This window comes from Desulfosporomusa polytropa, from assembly GCF_055380075.1.
The window spans coordinates 1,332,071-1,344,765 of sequence record NZ_AP042400.1; the positions used below are offsets into that span (position 1 = coordinate 1,332,071).

At 45.6% G+C, this 12,695-nt stretch carries 10 protein-coding genes and 2 riboswitches; all 10 genes read left to right on the forward strand.

The annotated features are described in order from the left end of the window. Nucleotides 1-35 precede the first annotated feature (35 nt). A complete protein-coding gene (locus ACZ449_RS08185) occupies nt 36-2,078 on the forward strand; it encodes a TonB-dependent receptor (RefSeq protein ID WP_464260534.1) in 2,043 nt (680 codons plus the stop codon). A gap of 27 nt (nt 2,079-2,105) precedes the next feature. Further along, on the forward strand, nt 2,106-3,239 hold the full coding sequence (locus ACZ449_RS08190; protein ID WP_464260535.1) for an FmdE family protein: 1,134 nt from the start codon (nt 2,106-2,108) through the stop codon (nt 3,237-3,239). A 162-nt stretch (nt 3,240-3,401) separates the two neighbouring features. Next, nucleotides 3,402-3,583: riboswitch (cobalamin riboswitch) on the forward strand. A 177-nt stretch (nt 3,584-3,760) separates the two neighbouring features. Next, nucleotides 3,761-3,944, forward strand: a riboswitch (cobalamin riboswitch). A gap of 158 nt (nt 3,945-4,102) precedes the next feature. After that, the gene (locus ACZ449_RS08195) at nt 4,103-5,131 is read left to right on the forward strand and encodes an ATP-binding protein (protein ID WP_464260536.1); all 1,029 of its coding nucleotides are present in this window, start codon (nt 4,103-4,105) and stop codon (nt 5,129-5,131) included. A 22-nt stretch (nt 5,132-5,153) separates the two neighbouring features. Beyond that, nucleotides 5,154-7,040 (forward strand): VWA domain-containing protein, encoded by a 1,887-nt coding sequence (locus ACZ449_RS08200; RefSeq protein WP_464260537.1) that lies wholly within the window; start codon nt 5,154-5,156, stop codon nt 7,038-7,040. A 33-nt stretch (nt 7,041-7,073) separates the two neighbouring features. After that, entirely contained in the window at nt 7,074-7,709 is a 636-nt protein-coding gene (locus tag ACZ449_RS08205) for a MotA/TolQ/ExbB proton channel family protein (protein WP_464260538.1), read from the forward strand. Further along, nucleotides 7,696-8,106 carry an ExbD/TolR family protein gene (locus tag ACZ449_RS08210; protein ID WP_464260539.1) on the forward strand — a complete coding sequence of 137 codons (411 nt, stop codon included), beginning with the start codon at nt 7,696-7,698 and terminating at the stop codon, nt 8,104-8,106. The genes ACZ449_RS08205 and ACZ449_RS08210 overlap by 14 nt, the downstream gene beginning before the upstream one ends. Further along, a complete protein-coding gene (locus ACZ449_RS08215) occupies nt 8,106-8,849 on the forward strand; it encodes an energy transducer TonB (protein WP_464260540.1) in 744 nt (247 codons plus the stop codon). The genes ACZ449_RS08210 and ACZ449_RS08215 overlap by 1 nt, the downstream gene beginning before the upstream one ends. Before the next feature lie 137 nt (nt 8,850-8,986). Beyond that, entirely contained in the window at nt 8,987-10,942 is a 1,956-nt protein-coding gene (locus tag ACZ449_RS08220; RefSeq protein WP_464260541.1) for a TonB-dependent receptor plug domain-containing protein, read from the forward strand. Nucleotides 10,943-11,046: 104 nt separating this feature from the next. Further along, the gene (locus ACZ449_RS08225) at nt 11,047-11,886 is read left to right on the forward strand and encodes an ABC transporter ATP-binding protein (RefSeq protein ID WP_464260542.1); all 840 of its coding nucleotides are present in this window, start codon (nt 11,047-11,049) and stop codon (nt 11,884-11,886) included. Next, nucleotides 11,886-12,626: an ABC transporter permease gene (locus ACZ449_RS08230; RefSeq protein ID WP_464260543.1), complete on the forward strand. Its 741-nt coding sequence runs from the start codon at nt 11,886-11,888 to the stop codon at nt 12,624-12,626. Before ACZ449_RS08225 ends, ACZ449_RS08230 begins: the two co-directional genes overlap by 1 nt. Nucleotides 12,627-12,695: the final 69 nt, after the last annotated feature.

Consider the following 12,695-nt stretch of genomic DNA (forward strand, 5'->3'; position numbering starts at 1 on the left):
ACTTATGGTAAATCAATTATTATGAGGATGAGAGAATGATAAAAAAAATAAAGACAATTAAAAAAAAGAAGTCGCTGTTGCTAACATTGGCGGTATTGTTGCAAGTTTCTCCAATGGTTTACGCCGATGAAACCATTCCTGATTTTGCTTTGGAAACTATTGTGGTTACAGACAGTAAAATTGTAGGTGAAGGTGAGACAACCAAAGTTACCTCACTTAATGTCAAAGATAAAATTGATGCCGGACAGATCAATAGTGTTACCGATTTATTAAAAGATGTTTCAGGTATAGTTGTTTCTACAGATCCACAAGCAGGGACAACGGTTACTATGCGCGGTATGACCAATGAACGCCTGGTGGTGGCGATTAACGGCAATATCATTGAAAACCAAGGAGGGCTATATCGGGGACGTGCATTGGAATGGGATTCGCTGCCTGTAAGTAATGTCAAGAAAATCGAGATCATCCGTGGAGCCAGTTCGGCACAATACGGCGGAACCTGGGGCGGGGTTATTAATATTGTGACAACAGATACCCCGGGAGAAGTTAAGACCTATCTTAAATCCAGCTTTGGTAGTTATGGCGACCGCAAGAACAGCATAAGCAACCAGGGAACTACTAATGATGGAAAAATTTCCTGGTCGGTTAGCGCCGATAAAAAAGAGAGTGACGGCTTTTATCGTAATAACTTTAAAGACAGCCATGATACCAATCTAAATTTAACGTATAAGTTTTCTGATAAGCAGAAGCTGTCTGTCGCTATTACCGACAGTTACCGCAAAGAAGGGATTATTGTCGGTAATAATCAAAATGCCAATAATGAGAATGGTTGGGATTCCGGTTATCCGATTATTTTGCCTCAGCCAAATACTACCGCAAACAGTCAATATTTGGATGGCAGCTATCGTGAGTTTAATACCAAAAATTATTCCTTGAACTACACAGATGACAATTGGAAGTTAGGTTTATACAAGAATAAGCAAGACCGGAATGATTGGCTGCGATATTTAAAATCAAGCGAAAATGTTGAATTGAAAACCGATAACAGCGGCTACAACTGGCAGCAAACCAGGCAGTTGGGCAATCACATGCTGACCACCGGTTTTGACTATCGTAAATTGAAATTTAAGGTAAACACTAGCAGCCCAAGTTCTTTGGAAGCAGAAATGAACGGTTACTTCGTTCAGGACAACTGGCAGCTAAACAAAAAAACACTGCTTGGCTTGGGCTTGCGTTATGACCAGTATCAATCAAATAATCTGTTGACTTCCAAAGAATATTCGGATAAATCGCAAGTAAGCCCTAAACTAAACGTGACCTATCAGCTTACTCCTCAGGAAGCCGTATATGCCAGTGCCAGCAGGGTATTTAGACCGCCAACGGTGTCCGACTATGTACGGTGGCAAAGTAATTACACTCCTAGTAAAATAAGCAATTCAAACTACACGAAGTATATAACCTATAATAGCTTGAACTGGACACTGGCCGATTGGCAAAAGACAATCGGGCAATTAGATACCGAAAATGGTATGGCCTATGAATTAGGCTGGAAAAAACAATTCAATGATAAATTTGGTGCTAAGATAACCGGATTCTTCAATGATATTGACAATTATGTAATTACTTACATGGGTTCCGGCATTAATTCGGGTCCTCCGACCTACAATATCGACAATGCTAAAATTAAAGGGTTAGAGGTAGCGACCGACTATCAATTTTCCAAAACGCTGGGAATGGTGCTCAACTACACGAATCAACATTCCAGCAAAAGTGGTGATCCGTTAGATACTACTGGTACAGAAGTTACCACAATACCGAGAGAAACCATTAATCTGGGGTTGCGTTATAATAATCATCAGGGTTTCCGTGCTTCCCTGGATGGGCAGCGAATCAAAACAGTAGATGCAGCAACCACAGCAGGTTATACCTTATTTAATGTAGGGATGTCATATACCACCAAGAATGATCAGACTATTGCGCTGGCAGTCAACAACCTGTTTGATACTGACTATGAGCAAACAGCAGATATCCCGATGATAGGCAGAAACTACAGCTTGTCATACCAAATTGGCTTCTAAAAAAAATATATAAAAGGAGTTGTTACCATGTGCAAGAAGTTTTTCAGTGTACTCCTGGTACTGTCGTGTCTCTTGTTGTCTGCCAATGCAGCCTGGGCCAGTCAGCCTGCAGACAAAGGCTATCTTTTCTGGAACGCCGTATCCAAAAAAATGAGTCAAGAAGCCTGGAAGCTGATGGGGACTAAGCCTGACAATATGATTGCACTGACAAATGGAAGTTATGTAAAATTTGGACAATATTCCCCCCAAGCAGCTTTAGACGGCTTGAGCAAAGAAACAGGCTGCACAGTAGGCAAAGGAACCTTGTTAGAAGTTCATGCCGCCCGTACTAACCCTTTATGGTTTGTTTTATATGATAAAGAATCCGGTAAAGCTGTGTATTGTGTTGTCAATAAAGAAAAAGCGATAGAATTACTGGATAAAGGGGTAACAGACCTGAAAGGCGTATCTTCCCAGGATTTGTTTAGCAAAATAGTCTGTGAAAATATCAAAGCCAACTATTTGTTTGCCCATGCGCAGGATTGGGATAATAAAACAAAAGAAAAAGTATTTGACGGCAATGAATTTAGAATAGTAACTATTGTCAATGCCGCCGCCAAAGGCGCCCCGGTCGATTTTATGAAAGGCATTCTTTACCATGACCATTTTTGCCCGGGAGTTACCAGCGGCTATTTGCTGGCAAACTTTTTAGAAAGGGAAATGCCGCTGCGCTCGGCCAGTGATTCTTATTTCATCATTTCGGCTCCTGTTTGGTGCAAAGAAGATGCGTTGCAAACCGTGCTGAATACCACACCAGGTAAATCCGGTATGGCGATTTTGCCAATGGATGAAAAGTCAAAAGAAAAATTGCTGCCGGAAGCCAAGAACCTGGCGGGGATTTACTTTCGCACCGACAGAAAGACCAAAAAGAGTGAGGCGATGGTTTTAACTTTTGATTTTGCGAAAGGGGCTGTTTTGAGCGGTTTAGATAAACAACCAAATCTATTCGATTGGGAGAAAAAAGTAAAAACAGTGCTGTGGGAGCTGGATAACCTGGACAAGCCGGAGCTGTTTATTACGGTACTCAAACGCTTTGAATTGAAAGAAGGAGAAACTCCGATGAGCTATGTTCAGCCAGGCGTTAATCCGTTAGTGCAGTTTGGTTTAGTAAAACAACCTTAGTAGTTTTTATAAAGGGCAGACATGCATAATATGCATGTCTGTATGCAGCCCGGTTGCTGGGGATTTACCTGATGCTGTGATTTAGCACAATATGTAAAGAAACAAGTTAAAGTATTGACAAAATAGTTGAATCTCTGTAGTATTATATGCAAGTACTGGTAATTGAATAGTATCGAGTTAGGTGCCAATTAGGGCTTAATAGGGAAGTCCGGTTAAAAACCGGCGCGGTCCCGCCACTGTAACGGGGAGCAAGCTTAAGATATGCCACTGGGACAATCGTCTTGGGAAGGTTTAGGCAAGCCATGATCCGGAGCCAGGAGAACTGCCTAGCTGACAATCACCGTTTATCACCCACGGGTATGGGGAGGGGATTACAGTTAAGCAATTCTTTGGGGATATTCTCAAGAAGTTTGCGATTTGGCTGAATTCACTCCTGGTATAAAAACCAGGAGTTTTTTATTCGCTACTGTAGAAAATTCCTTTCAAGAAAAGTAAAATCATACATTAACTGTCGTGCTAACAGAATATTGACAGAGTCAGGTGCCCGTAAGGGCTTAATAGGGAAGACCGGTGAAACGCCGGCGCGGTCCCGCCACTGTAATGGGGAGTAAGCTTAAGATATGCCACTGGGATGAAACCATCTTGGGAAGGTTTAAGCAAGCCATGATCCAGAGCCAGGAGAACTGCCTGATGAACAGTCACCGTTTTACCCACGAGGTATGGGGAGGGGATTATATTCAGGCTGGTATTTACCAAATTTTAAAGAAACCTCCTTACTTATATAAGGGAGGTTTCTTTTTTTATTCAGGCCAAAGCGACTATAAGAAATAAAATTAGAGAATTAACAAGGAGATGAATTGATAGTGCAACATACTGCTGTATATCCATTTACCGCTATTGTTGGCCAAACGGACATGAAACTGGCACTTATCTTAAACGTAATTAATCCGCTGCTGGGCGGGGTCTTGATCAAAGGGGAAAAAGGCACAGCCAAATCCACTGCTGTCAGAGCGCTGGCCGATTTATTGCCTGCCATGGAGGTTAGTAAAAGCTGCCCGTTCCACTGTGACCCGAAAGATAACAGTCATTTGTGTGATGTCTGCCGGGAAAAAGAGGGACAGGAACAGGGTATAGCTGTTCAGTCAGTCAAAATGCGGGTGGTCGAACTGCCTGTTAGTGCGACTGAGGATCGGGTTGTTGGCACACTAGACATTGAACATGCTATCAAACATGGCGAAAAGAAATTTGATCCCGGTATTTTAGCTCAGGCCAATCGCAATATTTTGTATGTGGATGAAATTAATCTTTTAGATGATCATGTTGTTGATGTGCTGTTAGATGCCGCCGCCATGGGAGTTAATACTGTGGAACGTGAGGGTGTATCTTATTCCCACCCGGCCCGATTTGTGCTGGTCGGCACGATGAACCCGGAAGAAGGTGATATCCGGCCACAGTTATTAGACCGCTTCGGGTTGTCAGTGGTTGTGATCGGGGAAAACCAACCCGAGTGGCGGGTGGAGGTTATTAAACGGCGTTTGGCCTATGAACAGGATACAGACAGCTTTGCCCAACAATACCAGGAAGAACAGGAAAATCTGGCCAAAAGCATTATACAGGCCCAACGTTTGCTGTCCCGGGTAACTATTAAGGATGAGCTGCTCATGCTTGTCGCCAAGCTGGCCATTGCTCTTGATGTTGATGGTCACAGGGCCGATATTACCGTTATTAAGGCCGCCATGACGCTGACTGCTTTTGACGGACGGACGGAAGTAGAGGCGGAGGACGTAAAAAAAGCCGCCCGTCTGGCACTGCCTCACCGAATGCGGCGGCGGCCCTTTGAGGATGGCACGTTGGACTGGGATAAAGTAGAAGCTGTGTTTGCGCAGCAATAAGCCAAGCGGGAGGAATGATATAATGCAGCGCATGATATTTCCTTTGGCGGCCATTGTCGGGCAGGAAGCTGTCAAGCGAGCGCTATTGATTGCAATTGTCAACCCCAAGGCCGGCGGAGTTTTGGTGGCAGGGGAAAAGGGTACAGCCAAGTCGACACTGGTACGTTCTATAGCAGAAGTTATTGGCGAAACCAAATTGATTGAACTACCACTTAATGCCACTGAGGATATGGTGTTTGGTGGTCTGGATATGCAATACGCTGTAGAATGTGGTGAACGTCGCTTTTTGCCTGGCATACTGGCCAGAGCCCATAACCATATTCTTTATATTGATGAAGTTAATTTGTTGCGCCATGACTTTTTGGGCAGTCTTTTAGATGCAGCTACGACTGGAGTGCACCGAGTGGAACGCGAAGGGATTTCCTGCGTGCATGAAGCCGTTTGTACTCTTATAGGTACCATGAATCCGGAGGAGGGAACCTTATCCCCCCAGATTCTCGACCGGTTTGGGCTATATGCTGCCGTCAGCCGGGAACAAAATGAGGTGGAACGGGCTGAAATCGTACGACGGATTTTGGCGTATGAAGCCCAGCCGGCAGAATTTTGTCAGCATTATGCGACTGAAACCGCAGCAATCAAACAGCAGGTGGCTGCTGCTAAAAGCCTGCTCCTTACTATTACTATTGCGGAACCCATGATGCTGCTTGCTGCGCAGATGTGTACCAAGGCACATTCGGCAGGCCATCGGGCTGAACTATTCTTATTAGAAGCCGCTCGAGCAATTGCGGCGATTGCCGGGCGTACTTATCTACTGCCTGGTGATCTGGACGAAGCTGCTTGTTATGTCCTGCCGCAGCGTATGCGTCAGGAAGAACAACCGCTGCCGCCCGAACCACCTGAGCAAGACCAAGACCAGGATCAGGATCAGCCGCCTGATGAAACTTCTGATGACCAACCGGAAAATCAGCCACCGCCGCCTCCGTCAGATTCGCTCTCAGAGCAGCAGGAAACGGAAGAACAGACAGACCCGCCGTCTGAACAGCCAGAAAGCGAAGGCAACGACCAGGAAAAAGTGGCAGATATTGATACAACTTTTCCTTTTGTCCATATGGAACTATCTTTGCCCCAGGATCGGCAGGAACGTCGTGGCAGTGGCAAACGCAGTTTGACGCGCACCGATACTAAGCAGGGACGCTATGTCCGTTCTGGCATCCCGAATGGGCCGGTGACAGATTTGGCCTTTGATGCGACCTTACGGGCGGCGGCACCTTATCAAAAGTTCCGTGCCAGAAACAAATGCGCCATTGCCATTGAACGCGAAGATTTGCGGCAAAAAATTCGGGAAAAGCGTATTGGCAGCACCTTCTTATTCGTAGTGGATGCCAGTGGCTCCATGGGGGCGCGGGAACGGATGCGGGCTGTCAAAGGGGCGGTATGTGCTATGCTGCAGGATGCGTATCAAAAGCGGGATCAAGTGGGATTGATTGCCTTTCGGCGGCAGACTGCCGAGGTGCTTTTACCCATTACCCGCAGCGTAGATTTGGCGCAAAAATGTTTGCGCCATTTGCCGACAGGTGGTAAAACGCCACTGGCAGAAGGACTGAGAGCAGCATTGAATTTGCTGGCATCCCGCCAGCAAAAAGAACAGGAAATGAAGTCGGTGCTGGTACTTGTTACCGATGGGCGGGCCAATACCGCCGCCGCAGGCGGTGACGGTATGGCTGATGCCCTGAAAATGGCCGGCAAGATAAATCTGGCAGGCGTACATAGTGTGGTTATTGATACCGAGAATGATTTTGTTAAGCTGGGTCTGGCCCGGGCGGTTGCCAGGGAGATGGGATCTACCTATTATAGCCTGCGCGATTTGTCAGAAAACAATATTATGCACATTGTTAAGAACTTATCGTAAACAAGGTGCAGCAAGCAAAACGGAGGAGTAAAAATGAGCTTTATAGCTGAATGCTTTAGTATATTCCATAAAGGTGGCCCGGTTATGTATATGATTTTGGCCTGTTCCATACTAGTGGCAACGATTGGTGTGGAGCGTTTTTTGTATTACCGAAAAATGAACACCGATATGCATAAGTTTATCAGTCAGCTTACTCCATTACTGGAGCGTGCTGACTGGGCAGCAGCTGGTGAATTATGTCAGCAAACCCAAGGTATTGCTGCTATAGTGGCAGCCAAAGGAATGCGCTATATGCAGGTAGGTTGCCTGAATATGGAAAGTGTGCTTGAGGGGGAAGCGGCTTTGGCTGTTGCCAGTCTACGGACTAATCTAAGTCATCTGGATACCATTGTAACCATTGCACCGCTACTTGGGCTCTTGGGAACCGTTGTTGGCATGATTGGCTCTTTCAGTGTCATGAATATCAAAGCTGGTCAACCGCAGGCCATTACCGGCGGTGTCGGGGAAGCGCTCATTGCTACCGCCTCCGGCTTGTGTGTAGCCACCTTGGCCATGATTATATACAGTTATTTTAACCATCGTTTAGATCAGCTGATCACCAATATTGAGCAAACTTGCCTGCTCTTGCTCGGGCACATCAAACAGGAGAAACATCATGAAGTTGCGTAATCTGCGTTCAGAGCATCAGCCCAAGCTGATGATTATTCCGATGATTGATATTATCTTCTTTTTGTTGGTGTTTTTTATTATGAGCACCCTCTACATGGTTGATCAGCAGATTATTCCTGTTAATTTGCCGCAGGCGGCCTCGGCACAAAATGATAAACCACATAGTGTAGCAGTTAATGTTACCCAAGATGGACGGGTTTTATTTGATCAGGAAGATATTCCCCTAGAATTAATAAAAAAACGAGTGCAACTGGAAATGAATAAGCAAAGTGATATCGTGTTCGTACTTCGTTCTGATAAACAGGCAGAATATGGTAGAGTGGTAGCGGTTCTTGACGAAATGAAACTGGCGGGAGTCCACCGGGTGGCTATCGCGACAGAAAGGAAGGATAAATAATGGATTGGGCGGCAAGCTCACGCTGGCGAAAAGCCTTGGTTATTTCATTCCTGTTTCACAGTCTTGTATTAACCAGTGTAGGCTGGATGGCGGGTAAGGCTTTACTGCCTGAGAAACTACCGGAAACCTTGATTGAGCTGGAGTTAACCAATGAACCGGACAGTCCGCAGGTAGCAACTGCTATACCTGAACAGCGTCCAGCCAGTGCTGAGCCAGTGCGTAATTTGCCACAACCGCCCGTTCATCAGCCAGCAGCTGTGGCAGAATCGGTAGCAGAACCAGTGATAGCAGAGCCGGTAGTAGCGGTTAGTTCCATGGCTGTCGAGTCTGTTGACACTAGTGCTATTGCCCCAGTAAGTGCCGGTGCAGCCAGTGGCGGCGGCGAGTCAGCAGCGGCAGTTGGGCCAGGCGAAGGGCAAAGTGCAGGAGGAAATTCAGGTGGCAGTGCAGGCAACTCACGCGAGGTCACTCCGCCTGGTATATTGTCACGCCGGGAACCGGCCTATCCGGAACAAGCACGTCAGGGAGGTGTTGAGGGCACAGTAGTGCTCAGAATTGAAATTTTGGAGAATGGTCATGCCGGTGAGGTGAGTATTGCTGAGTCCAGCGGCTCTGAGCTTTTAGACGCTGCTGCTGTGGACGCCGTTCAGCGCTGGCGTTTTGTTCCGGCTAAGGTGAGAGGAACAGGGCAAAGGATTGCCTGTCAAACTACCATGCCGGTAGTGTTTAAACTACGAGCATGATTTTCTAATTATATTAATACCGCGACCCGGAATTATTTCGTTAGTGATGGCAATCCAGGAAAATCGGCAGACAATTGGGGATGTGCATTAGTAGAACGCTTCTTGGCGGATGAAGGAAAGTATGAGGAGAAGAAACCATGAAAAAAAGCAGGAAAAGAAAATGGCAGAAAAAATTAGTAGTACCTGTAGCTTTATGTTGTTTGGCGTGGCCGTTACAGGCGGGGGCCGAAGCAGCTAATCCGGAGTATTCGTTTGATGAAGTAACTGTCACTGCCATGCGCTATGCAACGAAAGATTTGGATACGCCGGCAGATGTCGCTGTATACACCAATGAGCAACTGAAAGCTACCGGGGCAGCTAATATAGTTGAAGCCTTAAAATATAAGGAAGGCATTATCTATCACTCTATGGGATCACAAGGGCAGTCCTGGGGTAATATGACCAGCCAGATAATCATTCGCGGCGTGGACAACGGTACGTTGGTAATGATCAATGGCGTTCCCGCCAATTTGAATGGCAAATATAATTTAGAGCAGATTCCCGTAGATTCAGTGGACCGGGTGGAGATTGTTAAAGGCGGCGGCTCGGTGCTATATGGCAGTGAGGCCTTTGGCGGAGTGATCAATATTATTACCAAAACAAAAGTAGACAACACGGTAACTGTATCAGGTGGCACCAACCAACAGAATCATGCATTATCCTTCCAGGCGGGAAAGGCAAGTTTTAACTATAATTATGGCAAGACTACAGAAGGCGGTACGGTGACTGACACCAAGTCTAGCACAACACTGGGGACAACAAAAAAGCCCGTATACTATAAAATTGCTTTTGGTGACAGTAACCGGAATAGCTTCATCTGGAATTATAAGTTTAATGATAATTTGAATTTTAGTTATATGTATGGAGCTGATGATTACCATATCCTGTACCGGCAAAATAGTACCAATAACATCCTACAGGATTCACATTATGAAAATGACAAGCATATGGCACAATTGGAGTACAAAAAAGACGGTTTGACCAGTAAACTATATTTCAATAAGCAAAATTTGGACTATACTACCTTGGAAACCGCTCGTCCGTCTATTCGGGCCTGGACAAAAGCCGAAAATACAGTATTGGGTTTGGATACACAAAAAGCCTGGGAAGTAGGTAAAGGAAAATTATTAGCCGGATTTACTTATCAGGATGAGGGTTTTGAGCAAACCCAGCAGGCCTTTACCGGTTCCGCGTCAAGCCGGAAATTGGCGGCAGTTAAAGCAACCGGATCAATTAACCGGGATCATTATGCCGTGTATAGTCAATGGGACATGCCGCTGAATGATAAGACACGGATGATCCTTAGTGCCCGTGAAGATGTCGTAGATACTGACGATGAGCGGTTCACCGCATTTTGTCCCCAGTTTCAGACAATAACAAAGATTGACGAGCATAGTTCTTGGTATACCAACATTGGTAAATCGTTTAATATGCCGAACTTTACATCACTGTACTACACTTCGGGGTCATTTGTCGGCAATCCGGATTTGAAGCCGGAAAAAGGTATGAACTACGAAATCGGCTATAAAGCGGAACAAGGAAACAATAGCTGGAAGGTTGCCTTATTCAAATTAGATATTGATGACAAGATCGAATGGAAAACGTTGTCTGACGGTGTTACCAGACAAGCCCAAAACCTGTCCGGGTTCCGTAATTCAGGTATAGAAGCCAGTTACAACAATAAGCTGAGTGACAAATTTTCCTATACTGTTGGCGGCAGCTACGGAAATCCTGAATCCAAAAGCAGTGGCAGCGATACCTGGGAAAAAACATTAGGGCGCGTACAACTGACCGGAGCTTTAAATTATAAATGCGGTCCGACAGCTGCTGCTTTAAGTGCTACCTATTTTGCTGACCGCAGTGATGAAGGGCAAGATATCAAGCCGTTTTTCCCAGTGTCTTTGCATGTTACACATGATTTGAGCAAAATGTATACATTGACATTTGACGTTGAAAATCTACTGGATCGCAAAGATGTCAGCAATAACAGCTCAACATCGGCTTACTATACATTGCCGCGTTCATATAAACTGGGAGTTACTGCCCGTTTCTAACAAAATTCCGGCAAGGCTAAATCCTCTCTGCTGCTGATGCGCCGGGGATATTCAATCTGGGCCAAAACCAGAGCACATATTATTGGGTAAAGAGGTTTACAAACATGATTCAGATAGCAAATTTGGATAAAAAATTTGGTGATCGTACTGCTGTTGACGGAATCTCGTTGAATATAAAACAAGGAGAGATTTTCGGTTTGCTGGGGCCGAACGGAGCAGGTAAAACGACAATGATCAGAATGTTGACCATGCTAACCCGGCCCACAGCTGGTATGCTAAGCATTAATGGCTGGCAGCTGCCGCAGGATGAACAAAAAGTCAAGCAAATACTGGGCATTGTACCTCAGCATTTTAATCTGGACGCAGACTTGACAGCCCAGGAAAATCTGGAGTTGCACGGCAGGCTGCAGCATATTCCTGGTGAGAAACGTACTAAGCGTATTCTGGAACTCCTGGAATATGTCGAACTTTCCGAACGCGCCGATGATAAGGTGCAGAACCTTTCCGGCGGCATGAAACGGCGGTTGATGATTGCCAGAGCGCTCTTGCATGAACCGCAGGTTTTATTTCTGGATGAACCGACAGTCGGCCTTGACCCTCAGGTACGGCGGCGTCTGTGGGATTTAATCAGACACATGGCAACTGATAAGCTGACAGTTATGCTGACAACCCATTACATTGAAGAGGCCGAGTTTTTGTGCGGGCGGGTAGCCATTTTGGAAAAGGGCAAATTGATTGCCCTGAATAGTCCTGCAGAATTGTGTCAGCGCCTAGGCGTGTATGTTGTGGAGTGGAATGTGGATGAAGGCCGTCAGACTAAGTTCTTTCACAGCCGGGAAGAAGCGGCTGCGTTTGCCGGGACATTGACCATGACAACCACCACCAGGCGCTCCAATTTGGAAGATGTTTTTGTTGAGCTAACAGGTAGAAAGGTGGTGGACTAATGCTAACAGATATTGCAACTGTATTTTGGCGGGATTGGGTTGTACTTCACAGACGGCTGGGAACCTTTATTCTTTCGCGGATGATTACGCCAATTTTGTACTTGGTGGCTTTTGGCTGGGGCGTGGGGCGGAGTGTACAGGTGAGTCAGGGCAATTATCTGGATTATATTGTGCCAGGCATTCTTGCTCTTAACTCTATGAATATTAGCTTTAACTCAGTAGCATCGCCGCTTAATATGAGCCGGTTATACCACAAAACACTGGAAGAATATTTGGTTGCTCCGATTAGTTCGTTATCGTTTATCATTGGCAAGGTATTAGCTGGAACTTTACGCGGCATAATTTCATCAGTAATTATTATTCTGTTGGCCTATGTATTTGGTGCCAAATTTCAGATGACGCTATTATTTTGGCTTGTTATTATCTTAAATTGTCTCGTCTTTTCAAGCTTAGGCTTTGTGGCGGCTATGCTCATTCCGTCCCATGAGGAAATGGGGAATTTTAGCACATATGTGTTGCTGCCAATGTCATTTTTATGTGCTACCTTTTTCAGCATTGACAAATTACCAGCCATTGTCCGGTGGGTACTGGAGTTCTTGCCGCTGACTCATGCCAGCCATGCACTCAGGGCTATCGGTAGTGGTGGCGAGGCGGCAGGTCTGTCTTGGCTAATTATGCTGGTATATATTGTGGTACTGCTAGGCATTAGCGTCTGGACAATGGAGAAAGTGCGCGAGTAAGAGGAAGTGATGAGAAATATGTTGGAAAATCATTCATTAACGCTATGTTATATATGCTATCAAACACGC